The sequence below is a fragment of the Paenibacillus albicereus genome, assembly GCF_012676905.1.
GTDB classification, from domain to species: Bacteria; Bacillota; Bacilli; order Paenibacillales; family Paenibacillaceae; genus Paenibacillus_O; species Paenibacillus_O albicereus.
Map to the genome: position 1 here is coordinate 1,693,783 of NZ_CP051428.1, position 15,161 is coordinate 1,708,943.

Sequence of the window (15,161 nt, forward strand, 5' to 3'; positions counted from 1 at the left end):
TTAGCCGGTTGCATCCCGCCCGCCGCATCCCGCCCGCCGCATCCCGCTGCGCCTCGCCTTCCTTTGCCCCCTGAGGGAGGACTGGAATAAGCTGCTGCTCCTGAGGAGCCCCTAAGTCTCCGGAGCATATCGCCGCATCAGCGAAGCGGTCTCCGGGTCGAACGGACAGCCGCGCCTCTCCAGCTTGGCGGCTATGTCCTCCCGGCTCTCCTCGGTCAAGTTCTGGCCGAACTTGAACTTGGCGCTGATCTCCTCGACGGTCAGCCGGATGACCGCGACGCCTTTCAGATTGCCCCGGTACCGCTCGTCGTCCGCTCGGATCGGCTCATGGCCGCCCTCCGGCTGGAGCTTGGCCATCATCGCCTGCAGCGCGTCCGCCTTTTCCTCCAGATCCTCGACAAGCGATGTTGTTCCCCGCAGCAGCACCGATTTGAAAAAAGCCGTCGCCGGGCAGGCAAGCTCCGGGTCCTTGAAGTAGGACGGAATCAGCGCATATTCGCGGGCGACGCAGAAGGAGACCTGCCCGCCTGCCTTCACGCTCTTGATCTTCTCGCCCGCGCGGCTGCCGTGAAAGTAGACCTTTCCCTTCCAGTAGACGAAGTTGAGCGGGGTGATGCCGGGCGTCCCGTCGGGACGGACCGCCGCCAGGAAGCCGAAGCTCATTTCCTGCAGAAAGGCCTCCAGCTCGGCATGGTCGCCGCTTTGATCGAACTCTTTTCTTCTCATAAGCTCTCTTCCTCTCTAGGCTTCGTCTCAAGGGTTGGATCCTCTGCTGCTAAAGATAGAGGAAAAGTGGAGAATCGAAAAGATCCGATTTATAGTGTTATTATTGGACCACTTGATGAAGTTCATCTGGATCGGATGAGGGGAGCGGGAGAGAATGGAGCCGAGGCTGGCTTATGAGAGGCTTCTGGAAGAAGGAAGGAGCAAGCGCGAAGCGATGTACGAGTCGCTGAAGGCGCAGATGTGGAAGGGAGGCTTGACCCGGGGAGAACGTCTGCCCAGCACGCGCCGGATGGCGGAGCTGTACGGCATCTCCCGGGGCACCGTGAGTCAGGTGTACGACATGCTGCAGGCGGAAGGGTATGTGGACGCCGAGCAAGGCAGCGGCACCTATGTCGCGTACGAGCCTGCCGGCGGCCTGCACAGGGAGAAGCGCGACGACTCCAATAGGATTGCGAAAGAACGGTCCGGGACAAGCAATCTGACGCCGAGCGCGAGCGGCCTGTCCAGTATCAGCGGCCAGACGCCGAGCGCGAGCGGCCTGTCCGGGCCCAGCTTCCTACTGCCGAGCGGGAGCGGATCTCCCGAGCCTGACAGCCCGCTGCCCGACATCAGCGAGCCATCTGCGCCAAGCAGCCTTCTGCCCCGTGCCCCGTTGCCCCGTGCGATCGGCCAGCCTCAGCCGCTGAAGCCTCCCGCCGAGCCGGGCCCGGTCGATCACGGCTCGAGGCTGCCGTCCGGCGGCATCCTCGCCAGCCCATGGTTCCAGCGGCTCGAGGCCGCCGCTCCGACAGGCGCAGAGGAGCAAGCGATTCGCGGCCGCTCGGCATCCTCGCAGCGCTTCGCTTCGGGTCAGACCGACTTCCGTCTGTTCCCCGCGGCCGAGTGGAAGCAGGCGCTGCATGCCGCGGTCCGGCAGTCGATGGAGCGGCCGCTGGCGGACGGCTACCGGGAGCTGGAGGCCGCGGGCAGCCTGGAGCTGAGGACCGCGATCGCGGCGCTGCTGAGGCGCGAGCGGGGCATCCAAGCGGTGCCGGAAGAGATCGTCGTGACGAGCGGCTCCAAGCAGGCGCTGGCGCTGCTGCTGCAGACGCTGGCCGGCCCTGGAGACCGCTTCGTCATGGAGAATCCCGGCTATGGCGGCATCCGGGAAGCAGCGCTGGCGGCCGGCGCGCAGGTGCTGGGCGCGGAAGTCGACGAGCACGGGATCGTGCCGGAAGACTGGGACGGCCGGCTGGCCGCCGTGACGCCGAACCGCCAGTTCCCGACCGGCGCGGTGCTGCCCGCCTCCCGGCGGGCGGAGCTGCTGGCGTGGGCCGAGAGGCGCGGGGCGCTGCTGGTTGAGGACGACTATGACGGCGAGTTCCGCTACACCGGCAGGCCGGGCGAGCCGCTCAAGGCGATGGACGCGCATGGGCGCGTCGTCTATCTCGGCAGCTTTTCCCGCACGATGTACAGCGGGCTGCGGATCGGCTATGCGGTCGCGCCTCCGTGGCTCGCGTCCCGGCTCGTCCGCGCCAAGTCGTTTTACGAGCCGTATTCGTCCGGACAGCTGTCCGCTCTGCATCGCGGGCTGGCTTCGCTGCCCGGCCAGCCGTTCCGCTGGTCGCCCGCGCATGCCGGACTGCATCAATACGCCGTATGGAAGGCGGGCGAAGAGAGCTACGAGCGTCTGCTGATGCGGGCCCAAGAGCTCGGCGTCGGCTGGAGCGACGGCCGCAAGTACCGGGTTGCGGAGCCGGCGGAGGCGAGGCGTCCCGAGCCGGGGGCGTTGTTCGGCTTTGCGCATTTGACGGAGGAGGAGATCGCGGCAGGCATGGAGCGGCTGGCGGAGGCATGGCGGTCGGCGAGGAAGGAATGAAAAAACAGCCGGCTCAAGGAGCCAGCTGTCCGAGACGTTCGCCCATGCGGACCTTCAGGCCGACGGCCAGGTCCTCGCGCGGGAGGAAGCTGTCGTCCTGGAACAGCAGGACGACGGTGGAGCCGAACTCGAAGTAGGCGAGCTCGTCTCCTTTGGCCGCTTGGGAGCGCTGGGGCTCCGCATAGCGGATGCTGCTGACGTTGAGCGCGCCGACTTTGACGAGGGCGAGCTCCTGCGAGCCATGCTTCATGTACGTGACGAGGCGCTCGTTGCGGCTGAGCACTCTCGTCATGCGGGTGAGGCCGAACTCGTTGACCGGATACACGCGCCCGGGCAGATGCTCGCGCTCGATGATCGAGCCGTCCACCGGCACGTGGATCCGGTGATAGTCGGTCGGGCTGAGATAGAGCACGATGTAGTAGCCGTCGCGGTAGTTCTCGATTCGCGGAGAGCCGCCGAGCAGCTCCTCGACCGTGTAGTCCTGGCCCTTGATGCCGAGCATCGTGCCGTCCTCGATCGGGCCGGCCCCCGTCACGAGGGCATCGACGGGACTGGCGACGGCGTCGGCCGCCGGATCGATCGTCCGCATGCCGGGCTTGAGGCGGCGGGTAAAGAACTCGTTGAGCGTCGCGTAGTCGTGAAGAGCCTTTTCGGCTTCTTCGACGCGTATGCCGTACGTGCGGGCAAAGCGGGGGATGAAGCCCCGGCTGGCTCGGGATTTGGCAAGCCTGCCCGTCGTGCGGGAGAGCCATTTGCGAGAGCCAAGCTCCGTCAAATGTCGGAAGAACCAGGTCCACATGCCTCCGAAGTCACGTCCTTTCGCGGCCTTTCGCTGCGGAGAGAAATCGGATCGCTTCTCTCTCGCATAGGCCATCCCGACTAGTTTGCCATAATTGAAGAGAAGAATCAATGAGCGGCCGGCCGGGACAGCGGCCTTCAGCGCCTCGAGCTTCCCCACCTTCTCCAGGCCTGCAGCAGGGAGGAGAGGACGAGCGCGCCCGCGAGCGTCCAGGCGAGCGTCGACGAGGAGGAGGCGAGCTCGCTTTTGGTCGCGATGCCGCTCAGCGCCCAGGCTTGGACGAGGCCGAAGAACGGGTCGCGGTACAGGAAGCCGATGCCGAGGCCGACGATGGCCGCGACGATCATCCCGATCGTCAGCCACGCGGTGTCGCCGAGCCCGAAGCCTTCCCAGCCCGAGTCGTAGAGCAGCACGGTCACGTTGACGATCGTCGCGACCGAGATCCAGCCGAGGTAGAGGCTGAACGGCAGCTGGACGAGCAGCGTCTCTCCGGCAGGAGCGTTCAGGCCGCCGGCGCGCTGCGTGCGGTGATAGAGGACGATCAGCGTCGCCAGCAGCACGAGCATGATGACGACGCTGAGGCCGAGCTGCTCGTAGTGCCAGGCGACGATCCAGGCGGAGTTGGCCAGCGCGTTCAGCACGAACCAGAGGCCGACGCTCCGCGTTGATTGGCGCGAAGCCCCCCTGGAAGTCCACTGATAGACGATGAAGCCGGCGAGCAGCGCGTAGATGACGCTCCAGATCGAGAACACGTAGCCCGGAGGCGTGAGCAGCACGGGATATTGGTCGGACAGCTCGCCGGTCGTCTTGCCGCCGAGCGGCAGCAGCGTCGCCAGCGCGTTCATGACGATCATCAGGACGAAGGCGGCTGTGTTCACGGCGCGCTGCCAGACGGGGAGGGCGGCGCTGCGGGCAGAGATGGCGTTCATGGACATCCTCCTTGGAGACGATGCTTCCATCGGCATCGTTTTTTTATACTGTCGGGTATATATTCACCGAAGCGGACCGGCATCAACCACGGCGGCTGCAGCCGGCGAGGCGGCTGTCCCTCCATGACGCTTGACCCTTACGTGTCCGCCTCTTGCCGAATAGCATAATCTAGCTGACATCCAACGAGTGAGAGTTCGAGCAAGGAGAGAGGTTCGTGGCGAAGCAGAGAGTCGCGTTCGTGACGCCGGGATCGTTCCCGATCCCCTCGACGGGCAGCAGCTCGGTCGAGCGCGTCGTGGAAAAGATGGTGCCGTGGCTCGCCGCCGACGTCGAGCCGGTCATCTATGGCCGCAGCGCCAAAGGACTGTCGCGGGTCGGAAAGGTAGGCGGCGTCCGCTGCGTCCGCTATCCGGCCAGGGACAAGAGCGCTTACGTGCGGGCTGTAAGTGCCTCGGCGCGCCGGCTCGGGCCGGATCTGATCGAAGTCGAGAACAGACCCGGCTACGTGCTGACGCTAGGCCGTCGCCATCCGGGCACGCGCATCTGGCTGAACCTGCATTCGACCTCGTTCATCGGAGCGGGAGCGATTCGTCGGGACCGGCTGCGAGCGAGCTTGCGCAGGGCGGAGCGCGTCATCGTCAACAGCGAGTTCCTGCGCGACGAGGTCGTGCGCCGCGTGCCGGAGGCGGCCGCCAAGGTGCGCGTCGTGCCGATCGGCGTCGACGCGGAGCGGTTCCTGTCCCGGTGGGAGCCGGAAGGAGCGGCGAGGCGCGAGCGGCTGCGGCAGGCCCGAGGCTGGCAAGGCCGGGACGTCGTGCTGTTCATGGGGCGGGTCATCCCGCTCAAAGGGGTCCATCATCTGCTGAGCGTGCTGCCGCGCCTCGCCGCCGAGCATCCGAGCGTGCTGCTCGTCGTCGTCGGCAGCCCCTTCTACGGCTCGCACCGCACGACGCGCTACAGCAGGATGCTGCAGCGGATCGGACGCCGGCTGCGCGGGCAAGTGCAGTTCGTGCCTTACGTGCCGCATGACGCCGTGCCCGACTGGTTCCTGGCGGCGGACATCGCCGCTGTTCCTTCGGGCGCGCGCGAGGCGTTCGGCCTCGTCAACGTCGAGGCGATGGCGAGCGGCATCCCGGTCGTCGCCTCCCGCGCGGGCGGCATGCGCGAGATCATCGTCGACGGCGAGACCGGATATCTGGCCGATCCGAGGCGGCTCGAGCAGGAGCTCGGCGACCGGCTGCTCGCGCTGCTGCGCGATGCGGAGCTGCGGGAGCGGATGGGGCGCGCCAGCCGCGAGCGGGTGGAGCAGTGCTACACCTGGCAGGCGACGGCCCGGCGCTGGCTGGAGGTATGGGCGGAAGCGGCGGAGCACCCCTGAGCGAGCGCGAAGAGGGCTGGAGGAGCCGTCGCAGTTGCGGCAGCCGACCGCAGCCGTGACGGCCGACGGCCGAGCCAAAACAGGTCGGAACGGGCTGTACCAGTACCGCATACCGCCGGCATTGCAAAAAAAGACCGCATCCCCTTTTTTCGGGGTTGCGGTCTTTGCCGTTCCAGCCCTAGCTCGTGCAGCCGTCATTTCCCTGCGCGGATGTTCTTCAGCGTTCGATGTTCAAGGGAGAAGTTCGAATAAAACCGATCTCCGCCAGATCCGGTCGGGCATTGAGGCAGCAGGCCGACCTTCACGGTCTCCTGGGCGGGCAGGGTAAAATACCGCATCATGAAAAAGTGGATGCCGTCGGTCGAATAATGAAACGCGAAGGAAGGGCCGGTGCGGGCCGCCTGCAGCCAGACGGAATTCCCCTCGATGTCGCAGCCGTTCGCATCGTCCGAGACCGAGTTGGTGACGACGCTGACGACGGCATGCGTGCCGAAGTCCGTCAGCTCGAAGCAGGCCTTCGCCCAGACGTCCAGATCCTGCATGACCATGATGGAGGCGGAGTCGTATAGGCTCGTGAACGCATGCTCGACCTTGACGCGCATGACGAAATCTCCTGTGACCTCCGTGTAGTAGAAGGGCGCGTTGAGAAGACTCTCGGGTAGCGTCCCTTCTTCGGACTCCGTGCCATGGGGACAAAAGAAATCGGTTTTTTCCGGCGCATGCAGGATGATCCGGTCCGGCTCGAATCGAACGCGGCTTTCATTCAGCCAGCGGAACGTCTCAAAAGCGGAGTGATTCAATGGAATTCCTCCTTGTATTCTCCTTGTATAGATTTATCCTAACAGGAATTTTGATCTGGGACGATGGGGACCCGATCCTGAAGTGGCTGGAGCGTTCCGGTGCTGACCCCAAAGAAACGATCTACATCGGCGATACGACGTACGATATGGAATGCGCGCAGGCAGCGGGAGTCGATTTCGGACTGGCGGTCTGGGGATGTCGGAACCACGCCGAAATTCAATGTCTCCGCAGGCTGGAACGGCCGCAGGAGATTCTTGCCCTGCTGGAGGAAGATGAAGAGGCTTGAGCAAAAGGATGGGCGTTGATAAGAATTACAAAAGCCGCTAGGGACGATGAAGGTCGTCTTTAGCGGCTCATAAGGCTTGGTGTTGTCAGATAAAGGCATCAGAGCGGGCGGACATGCTCCGGAGCCAGCACCAGGCGCAGCAGATGGTCGGGGTGGATCAGCGGAATGTTCTTCTCGTCGCTTGCATGGAGGATCATCGAGCCGCTCATCGCCGTCAGCAAGCCTGCGATCAGCAGGTCCGCATCGTCCTTGGCGATCTCGCCGGTGCGCTGGCCTTCAAAGAACAGCGGCTTGAGCTTGGAGGCGAACCAGTCCATCGAATAATCCTTGATGATCTCGCGCGCCTCCTCCGGCACGCCCTCCGATGCCCGCGCCTGATGGATCAGCAGGAACGACAGCCGGGCTTCCTCGCTCATCGCTTCATGGAGGAAGTGCCGCAGCTTGTCGATGACGGTGCCGGGATGGCCCAGCATCTCCTCGACGCCGCCGCCTGCGCCGAGCATCGCCTCGCGCACGAGAGCGATGAACAGCTCATCCTTGGACTTGAAGTAATGGTACAGCAAGCCGTGGCTGATGCCGGCGGCCGCCGCGATCATGCTCATCTTGGTGAGGACGGGGCCGCGGCGGGCGAAGACGCCCAGAGCGGCGTCTATGATCTGCTCCCTGCGCTCGTCGCGGATGGCATGCAGCTGGTCTTCGTTGAGTGGAGCCATGGCATTCGACCTCGAATCTGTATAAGGACATCTTTTTCCCTACGATACCTCATTCGGAGCGCGGGAGCAATCGGGCGCGAAGGGAAGGTTCCGTTCCAGGAACATGCGGAGGCTCTCGCCGGGCTCAAGAATCTCCTCCAGCCAATCCTCGCGCCCGCAGCGGATCAGGATCGAACGGACCGCTTCTTCGCCGAACAGCGCGGATGGAGGCAAGTCGAGTCCCTGGACGCCCAGGATGGGCCCGAACAGCTCCATGTCCCCGCCTTGCAGCGCCTGCTTGCGAGCGATGTCCAGATAGGACTGGCAGAACGCGATGCCGCGTCTCGACAACGGACCCTCGTAGGCGACTCCCGGCCACTTCATGTCCGCAACGACGATCGTCCACCAGGCCGGGAGCACGATGGACGCGAAACGGCGAAGCAGCTTCCGTTCCCAGCCTGGGGGTGAAGCATCCGCCTGTGCAGAGGCAGCTTGATCCGCCAGCGCTTTCCCCAGCTCTGCCGCTTCGGCCGCCGCGACCGTGATGCCCTGCCCGTAGATCGGATCGAAGCTGCAGATCGCATCCCCGATGACGAGCAGGCCGGAAGGCCAAAGAGGCATGGATTCGTAATGCGTCCAGCGGCATTCCGGAACGCGGAAGGCTTGCGGGTCGCCGGCCGGCTCAAGCTGCGCGAGGATTTCGGCGAGCAGCGGATGGACGAGCTCGGCGGCAGCCGGCTCATATCGGTTCGGATCGACCGGCGGATGGATTCCGCCTGCGCTGTAGAGCGTCGTTTCGGCAAGGCCGTTCTCGATCGGGCTGAAGACGCCGGAGCCTTACGAGAGCGCTGGATCGCCGTCGATCACCACCGTGGCGTACTTGTCGCGCAGAGACTCGGAAATGCGGTAATACCGGGTACTGTAGGCGAGACGTGCATGAAGGCTTTCCTTGTCCGGCTTGCCAAGTCCGAGCTGTTCAAGCCAAGCGGGCAGCTTGGAGTAGCGGCCGGAGGCGTCGACGACCAGATCCGCTTCGAGATCGAACGGAGATTCGCCTTGGCTTCCGCGGGATTCTTTGAGACGCACGCCGGTGACGGCGAGCCGTTCGCCCGCTGTCTCGGTCAACAGGGAGGCCGCTTCGCGCTGTTGAAGCAGGCGGATGCGCGGCTCCTCCAGCACGCGGCAGCGGATGACCCACTCCAGCAGGGGACGGGAGCAGCCTTCGTCCTTCTCGTAAGGGAAGTTCAACGCTCCGAGCGGGGAGATGAAATGCATTTCCTTTCCCCCGCGCTCGTAGGCTCCGGCCGCGATCAAGTCGTCGGTCCAGCCGGGGAACAGCTCGGTGAGGATGTTCTTGCCCAAATTCTGAAGCCGGTGCGGATGCCGGTCCTGAGGCGTGCCCGGCCGATTCGCCGGATGATCGGGGAGCGCATCCCGCTCGAGGAGCACGACCTCTTCATAATGGGCGGCAAGGGTATTGGCTGCAAGCAGGCCGGCCATGCTGCCTCCGATGACGACGGCTCGGGAACGGGGAAGGGCGGCTGGAGTCGGGCTTGCGGCGGAATGGGCCTGCTTGTCGTGCTCGGCGTTGGTATGGGGAATCAGGCGGTCGGTCGTCATGGTTTCATCGCTCCTAAATTTTGATTGATTTGTTCAGTCAATGATTAGCGTGATGAGGCTGGATGAGGTGTTGGCGGTGGGAAATGAAACGAACGGCATCTCCATTAAATAAATTGACTGAATGAGTCAATCAAAATATAGTCGCGTAGAATCGTCCTGTCAATAGGTGACGAGCAAAAAGTCCAAGTGTTGCGGGAGAGGGGGGATGGTGGAGATAATGAAATATAGTAATCAATTATAGTAATCAATTATAGTAATCAAATATGGTCGTTTAAAGAAGATATATTACAAGTGAGAGATCATGATGAGTGGATTGTGTTGGATTTAGGCTGGTATCCTGAATTTAATCTAGATGATGGTTCATTTAAATTAGTTGTAGTTAAAAGCAATGATTGGTTGAATCCATTGTATGAAAACAGAACCAAAGATATTGAAATTGTAATTGAATATATTTAAAAAAAGCGATTGATTTTGCGGAAAACTGTTCGCCTTAGATTAATATCGTATAAACTTGACACCCCCTCCTCTCCCGTCGTATAGTCAGAACCAAGATATCCACTAGGGGCGCCCGCGAGGGCTGAGATAAAGCGAAGCTTTGGTCCCTTCGAACCTGATCTGGGTCATGCCAGCGTAGGAAAGTGGTCGAATCGCGCAACGTTTGTATCGGTCTGCGTCCGTTCGCCGCTTCCTGTCCGGGGAGGCGGCTTTTTTGCGCCCTGCCAAGCGGATGGGGAGGAGGCGAGGACGTTCGGATAAGAAGGATAGAGGCTGAAAAGACAAGGGCGGCCCGGTCGGAATGCTTCGCCGGCTGCCTTGCGTCGAAGGCGCGGGAAGCACTCCCGTGCAGACTGCTCCCTCCTGAACCCTTCTCCGAAGCTCCCCCAACCTGGCGGCTGGCGCAGACCGAGCCAAGCCCCGCCGTCCCGGCTCGCAATGAGCCGTCACGGAACGATGCGCAGCCCGACTTCTTTGCTCTCTAGCCTCCTAGCGGATATTCCACAACCGCGAGGAGGTTTTTTTTGATATGCCCATCTTGACGAAGCCGCTGCCGGGAAGTCGCAAGGCGTACATAGAAGGAACGACGCCGGGCGTGCGCGTGCCGGTGCGCGAGATCGCGCTGACGGACAGCGACGTGCGCGGACGGCAGGTGCCGAACGAGCCGGTGCGCGTATACGATTCCAGCGGGCCGTATACGGACGAGAGCTATGTCGCGGACATCCGGCGCGGTCTGCCCGCCCAGAGAGAGAGCTGGATCGAGGAGCGGGGCGACACGGAAGCCTACGAGGGCCGCGAGGTGCGGCCGGAGGACAACGGCTTCCTCGATGCGGAAAAGGCGGCGGCGAAAGGAGCGGAGCTGTTCCCGCCGACCGGCCGCCAGCCGCTGCGGGCCAAGCCCGGCCGCAACGTGACGCAGCTGCATTACGCGCGGCGCGGCATCGTGACGCCGGAGATGGAATTCATCGCCCTCCGCGAGGGGATGGAGCCGGAGTTCGTGCGCAGCGAGGTGGCCGCCGGCCGCGCGATCATCCCCGCCAACATCAACCACCCGGAGATCGAGCCGATGATTATCGGGCGGAACTTTCATGTGAAGATCAACGCCAACATCGGCAACTCCGCCGTCGCCTCCTCGATCGAGGAGGAGGTCGAGAAGATGACGTGGGCGACGCGCTGGGGCGCGGACACGATCATGGACCTGTCCACCGGCAAGAACATCCACACGACGCGCGAATGGATCGTCCGCAACTCGCCCGTCCCGGTCGGCACGGTGCCGATCTACCAGGCGCTGGAGAAGGTGAACGGCAAGGCGGAGGACCTGAGCTGGGAGGTGTTCCGCGATACGCTCATCGAGCAGGCGGAGCAGGGCGTCGACTATTTCACGATCCATGCGGGCGTGCTGCTGCGCTACGTGCCGCTGACGGCGAAGCGCGTGACGGGCATCGTCAGCCGGGGCGGCTCGATTCTGGCGGCGTGGTGCCTCGCCCATCATCGGGAGAACTTCCTGTACACGCATTTCGAGGAAATCTGCGAGATCATGAAAGCGTACGACGTCAGCTTCTCGCTCGGCGACGGCCTCCGTCCCGGCTCGATCGCCGACGCCAACGACGAGGCGCAGTTCGCGGAGCTGGACACGCTCGGCGAGCTGACGAAGATCGCCTGGAAGCACGACGTGCAGGTGATGATCGAAGGCCCCGGCCACGTGCCGATGCATCTCATCAAGGAGAACATGGACCGCCAGCTCGCGGTGTGCGACGAGGCGCCTTTCTACACGCTCGGTCCGCTGACGACGGACATCGCGCCGGGCTACGACCATATCACGAGCGCGATAGGGGCGGCGATGATCGGCTGGTTCGGGACGGCGATGCTGTGCTACGTGACGCCGAAGGAGCATCTGGGCCTGCCGAACAAGGAGGATGTGAAGGAAGGCGTCATCACCTACAAGATCGCCGCCCATGCGGCCGATCTGGCCAAGGGCCATCCGCGCGCGAGGCTGCGGGACGACGCGCTGTCCAAGGCGCGCTTCGAGTTCCGCTGGCGCGACCAGTTCCATCTGTCGCTCGATCCCGAGCGGGCGATGAGCTATCACGACGAGACGCTGCCTGCCGAGGGGGCGAAGACGGCCCATTTCTGCTCCATGTGCGGGCCGAAGTTCTGCAGCATGCGCATCACGCAGGACATCCGCGACTATGCGGAGCGCGAAGGGCTGGAGACAACGGAGGCGATCGAGGCAGGCATGAAGGAGCAGGCGGACGCGTTCAAGGCGGGCGGCGGCAAGATTTATGCTTGAGGAGAACTCGACGGGGGCTGAGGAGGCTGGAGTGCCGGCCCAAGGGCTGAGCGCGGAGAGGCGCGAGCGCTTCTCGCGGCAGATGCGTTTCGCGCCGATCGGCGAAAACGGCCAGCTGGCGCTTGTCCGCTCCCGCGTGCTGATCGCCGGCGTCGGCTCGCTCGGCTGCGCGCTGGCGCAGCATATGGCGCGGGCGGGCGTCGGCTCGATCGTGCTCGCCGACCGCGACTATGTCGAGTGGAGCAACCTGCAGCGGCAGATGCTGTTCGACGAGGACGACGCGCGGCAGAGCCTGCCCAAGGCGGTCGCGGCTGCGGAAAAGCTGCGGCGCATCGACAGCGGGCTGGCGGTGGAGGCGGTCGTCGCCGACCTGACGGCGCCGGGCGTGCTGGAGCAGGCTGCGGCGGGCTGCGACCTCGTGCTCGACGGCACGGACAACGCGGCGGTGCGGCTGCGGCTGAGCGATTGGTGCTTCGCGCATGGCGTGCCGCTGCTCTACGGCGGAGTCGCCGGAGCCTCCGGCATGAGCGCGCCGCTCGTGCCCGGCGCGACCTGCTGCCTCCGCTGCCTGATCGGCGGCGAGGAGGAGCAGAAGAGCGGCGACACCTGCGATACGGTCGGCATGCTGTCGCCGGCGGTCGAGCTGGTCGCGGCGCTGCAGGCGGCGGAGGCGCTCAAGTGGCTGGGCGGCAGACGCAGCGAGATACGGCGCACGCTTGTCACGGCAAGCGTCTGGCCGCTGTCGATGCGCGAGCTGAAGTTGCCGGGTCCGAGCCGATTATGCCCGGCATGCGGCAAGGCGGAGCAGGCGCGGGGAAGCGGCATTGGCGAGGGAACGCTCGCGCGGAGCGGCTCGAAAATGGCGGTAGCGGCGATAGGATCGAGAAGTTCGGCCGAGGAGGAGGCGTCAGGTGCAGGTAGCGGGTCGCCGGCTGCGGCAACGGCCGACGCTGCCCGCAAGCCGCGGAGGACGGCCGTCGTGTCGGCTGTCCTGTGCGGGCGGGACACGGTGCAGGTGGAGCTGAGCGAGCCGCGGCCGCTGGAGGGATATCGCCGAGAGCTGGAGGCGGCCGGCTGCGCGGTCATGCGGAATCCGTACCTGCTGCGGGCCGACCTGCCGCACGGGGGGACGCGGCTCGTCGTTTTTCCGGATGGGAGGGTGCTCGTGCAAGGGGCGGCAGATGCCGTCGAGGCACTGAGGTTGTGCGAGTGCTATCTAGTAGGGAGTAGCAGCTAGGAACAGGCGAACGAGGGGCAAAAATGGACTTGGATCGGTGTGCTGGAGATGAACCGGGTGAACGAGGGGCAGAAACGGACTTGGATCGGAAGGCCGCGACGAGATGCGGTAGGGAAGAAGCAGCGCGAATGAGGCTGCATCAGGGGGGAGTCGGCGGATGAAGAAGCTGGATTTTAGCCTTTACGTCATCACCGGGGAGAACTACCATCCCGGGCGGACGCTGGAGGAGGTCATGCGCGAGGCGCTTCACGGCGGGGCGGATATCGTGCAGTTGAGGCACAAGACGGCGAAGGAGGGCGAGCTGCTGGAAAAAGCCCGGCTGCTGCGCCGGCTGACGCGCGAGTACGGCGTGCCGCTCCTCATCAACGATTATCCGGAGCTGGCGCTGGAGGCGGAGGCCGACGGCGTCCATCTCGGCCAGGAGGACGGAGGCTGGCGCGAGGCGAGGGAGCGGCTCGGCCCGAACGCGATCATCGGCATCAGCACGCACAGCCTCGAGCAGGCGCTGGCGGCGGAAGACGCCGGCGCCGACTATATCGGCGTCGGCCCGGTGTTTCCGACCGCGACGAAGCCGGGGCGCGCCGCCGTAACGCTGGAGTACGTCCGTCAAGCGTCGCGCCACGTGCGCATCCCGTGGGTCGCGATCGGCGGCATCGGGCTGCATAACGCGCAGCAGGTGCTCGACGCCGGCGCGACGCGGCTGTGCGCCGTGTCCGCGATCGTCGGCAGCGAGTCGCCCGCCCACGCCTGCCACGAGCTCAAGGCGATGATCGCGGCGGCGCGGGGGAGGCGGAACGGCCAGGCGTACGAGGCGGGCCGGGAGCTCGCGGCCGCTCGGGCCGAAGGCTTGGCGAACGCTGCGGCCGCTGTCGAGCCGGCGGTGGTTGCGTCGAGGGCAGGGCATGGCGGTGCGGCGCGGCAAGCGTCTGGCGTTGCCGCCGAAGCTGGGGCAGGAACGGCCGTCGACATCGTGCTGAACGGCGGCCCGCACCGGACGGCGGCGGGTACGCTGGAGAGGCTCGTAGAGGAGCGCGGCCTGACCGGCCGTCGCATCGTCGCCGAAGCGGACGGGCAGATCGTGCCGCGCGAGGAGTGGGGCCGCTGCCGGCTGCGGAGCGGCATGACGGTCGAGCTGGTGCATTTTGTAGGAGGGGGCTGAGCGGATGCGGTTCGAATCGAAGGCTGCGGATGCGGCGAAGACAGGCAGCGCCAATAGCGAGCTTGCGGGAGGCGCAGAAAATGGGACGGACGTCTGGACGATCGGCGGCAAGTCGCTGCGGTCGCGGTTTTTCCTCGGGACGGGACGGTTCCCGAGCCCGGCGGTCATGCTGCAGGCGCTGCGGGCGAGCGGGGCGGAGGTGGTGACGTTCGCCGTGCGGCGGGTGAACCTCGACGAGGTGGCCGACGACTCGATCCTGCAGCATCTGGAGGAGGGCGCGCTGACGTACCTGCCCAACACTTCCGGAGCGAGCAATGCGGACGAGGCGGTCCGCATCGCGCGGCTGGCCCGGGCGGCCGGACTCGGCGACTGGATCAAGGTGGAGATCAGCGCGGACGCGCGCACGCTGCTGCCGGATCCGATCGAGACGCTGCGCGCGACCGAGCGGCTCGCGGCGGAGGGCTTCACGGTGCTGCCGTACACGTCGGACGACCCGATCCTGTGCCGCCGGCTGGCCGAAGCCGGCGCGGCCGCGGTCATGCCCGGCGGAGCGCCGATCGGCACGGGCCTCGGCATCCTGAATCCGTATCTGCTCGGTCTCATCGCGGAGCAGTCGCCGGTGCCGGTCATCGTCGACGCCGGCCTCGGCTCCGCCAAAGACGCTGTGCTCGCGATGGAGCTCGGCGCCTCGGGCGTGCTCGCCAACACGCCGGTCGCCAAAGCCGGCGATCCGGTCGCGATGGCAGAAGCGATGGCGCTCGCGATCCGCGCGGGTCGCCTCGCCCGGCTGGCCGGCCGGATTCCGGAGCTGCCGTTCGCTTCGGCGAGCAGCGCCGAGGCGGGCAAGCTGTTCCGTCTCCGGGACGGGACGGGGGCTAGCCGGGAGGAAT

General features: G+C 65.2%; 14 protein-coding genes, 1 pseudogene and 1 riboswitch. Of the genes and pseudogenes, 8 read left to right on the plus strand and 7 right to left on the minus strand.

Annotated features, from left to right (window positions below):
* Positions 1-111: 111 nt before the first annotated feature.
* A complete protein-coding gene (locus HGI30_RS07375; RefSeq protein WP_168907035.1) occupies positions 112-726 on the minus strand; it encodes a pyridoxamine 5'-phosphate oxidase family protein in 615 nt (204 codons plus the stop codon).
* 154 nt (positions 727-880) lie between these two features.
* Here HGI30_RS07375 and HGI30_RS07380 point away from each other — a divergent pair, with 154 nt between their 5' ends.
* Positions 881-2,584: an aminotransferase-like domain-containing protein gene (locus HGI30_RS07380; protein WP_168907036.1), complete on the plus strand. Its 1,704-nt coding sequence runs from the start codon at positions 881-883 to the stop codon at positions 2,582-2,584.
* Positions 2,585-2,597: 13 nt separating this feature from the next.
* Here HGI30_RS07380 and asd read toward each other — a convergent pair whose 3' ends face one another.
* Both asd and HGI30_RS07390 read right to left on the minus strand, forming a co-directional pair.
* Positions 2,598-3,383: an archaetidylserine decarboxylase gene (gene asd / locus HGI30_RS07385; RefSeq protein ID WP_168907037.1), complete on the minus strand. Its 786-nt coding sequence runs from the start codon at positions 3,381-3,383 to the stop codon at positions 2,598-2,600.
* A gap of 137 nt (positions 3,384-3,520) precedes the next feature.
* Entirely contained in the window at positions 3,521-4,312 is a 792-nt protein-coding gene (locus HGI30_RS07390; protein WP_168907038.1) for a TspO/MBR family protein, read from the minus strand.
* 215 nt (positions 4,313-4,527) lie between these two features.
* On the opposite strand from HGI30_RS07390, the gene HGI30_RS07395 reads away from it, so the two are divergent.
* The gene (locus HGI30_RS07395; protein WP_168907039.1) at positions 4,528-5,691 is read left to right on the plus strand and encodes a glycosyltransferase family 4 protein; all 1,164 of its coding nucleotides are present in this window, start codon (positions 4,528-4,530) and stop codon (positions 5,689-5,691) included.
* A gap of 194 nt (positions 5,692-5,885) precedes the next feature.
* Here HGI30_RS07395 and HGI30_RS07400 read toward each other — a convergent pair whose 3' ends face one another.
* Positions 5,886-6,491 (minus strand): DUF1349 domain-containing protein, encoded by a 606-nt coding sequence (locus HGI30_RS07400; protein WP_168907040.1) that lies wholly within the window; start codon positions 6,489-6,491, stop codon positions 5,886-5,888.
* Between HGI30_RS07400 and HGI30_RS07405 the strand changes: the two genes are divergently transcribed.
* Positions 6,491-6,778 carry an HAD family hydrolase gene (locus tag HGI30_RS07405; protein WP_168907041.1) on the plus strand — a complete coding sequence of 96 codons (288 nt, stop codon included), beginning with the start codon at positions 6,491-6,493 and terminating at the stop codon, positions 6,776-6,778. The genes HGI30_RS07400 and HGI30_RS07405 overlap by 1 nt on opposite strands.
* Positions 6,779-6,876: 98 nt before the next feature.
* Here HGI30_RS07405 and HGI30_RS07410 read toward each other — a convergent pair whose 3' ends face one another.
* From HGI30_RS07410 to HGI30_RS07420, 3 genes are all read right to left on the minus strand, one after another.
* A complete protein-coding gene (locus tag HGI30_RS07410; protein WP_168907042.1) occupies positions 6,877-7,491 on the minus strand; it encodes a TetR/AcrR family transcriptional regulator in 615 nt (204 codons plus the stop codon).
* A 39-nt stretch (positions 7,492-7,530) separates the two neighbouring features.
* On the minus strand, positions 7,531-8,091 hold the full coding sequence (locus HGI30_RS07415; RefSeq protein WP_168907043.1) for a hypothetical protein: 561 nt from the start codon (positions 8,089-8,091) through the stop codon (positions 7,531-7,533).
* A gap of 216 nt (positions 8,092-8,307) precedes the next feature.
* Positions 8,308-9,090: an NAD(P)/FAD-dependent oxidoreductase gene (locus HGI30_RS07420; protein WP_168907044.1), complete on the minus strand. Its 783-nt coding sequence runs from the start codon at positions 9,088-9,090 to the stop codon at positions 8,308-8,310.
* A gap of 291 nt (positions 9,091-9,381) precedes the next feature.
* Between HGI30_RS07420 and HGI30_RS07425 the strand changes: the two genes are divergently transcribed.
* The 5 genes and pseudogenes from HGI30_RS07425 to HGI30_RS07445 form a co-directional block, all read left to right on the plus strand.
* Positions 9,382-9,546 (plus strand): hypothetical protein, encoded by a 165-nt coding sequence (locus HGI30_RS07425; RefSeq protein WP_168907045.1) that lies wholly within the window; start codon positions 9,382-9,384, stop codon positions 9,544-9,546.
* A 94-nt stretch (positions 9,547-9,640) separates the two neighbouring features.
* A riboswitch (TPP riboswitch) is annotated at positions 9,641-9,744 on the plus strand.
* A gap of 370 nt (positions 9,745-10,114) precedes the next feature.
* On the plus strand, positions 10,115-11,875 hold the full coding sequence (gene thiC, locus HGI30_RS07430) for a phosphomethylpyrimidine synthase ThiC (protein ID WP_168907046.1): 1,761 nt from the start codon (positions 10,115-10,117) through the stop codon (positions 11,873-11,875).
* A gap of 31 nt (positions 11,876-11,906) precedes the next feature.
* Positions 11,907-13,112 (plus strand): ThiF family adenylyltransferase, encoded by a 1,206-nt coding sequence (locus HGI30_RS07435; RefSeq protein WP_235680357.1) that lies wholly within the window; start codon positions 11,907-11,909, stop codon positions 13,110-13,112.
* A gap of 157 nt (positions 13,113-13,269) precedes the next feature.
* Positions 13,270-14,271, plus strand: coding sequence for a thiamine phosphate synthase (gene thiE, locus HGI30_RS07440; RefSeq protein WP_206110040.1), 1,002 nt, complete (start codon positions 13,270-13,272; stop codon positions 14,269-14,271).
* A gap of 100 nt (positions 14,272-14,371) precedes the next feature.
* A pseudogene (locus HGI30_RS07445) lies at positions 14,372-15,103 on the plus strand (thiazole synthase); the annotation flags it as partial.
* Between the last annotated feature and the right edge of the window lie 58 nt (positions 15,104-15,161).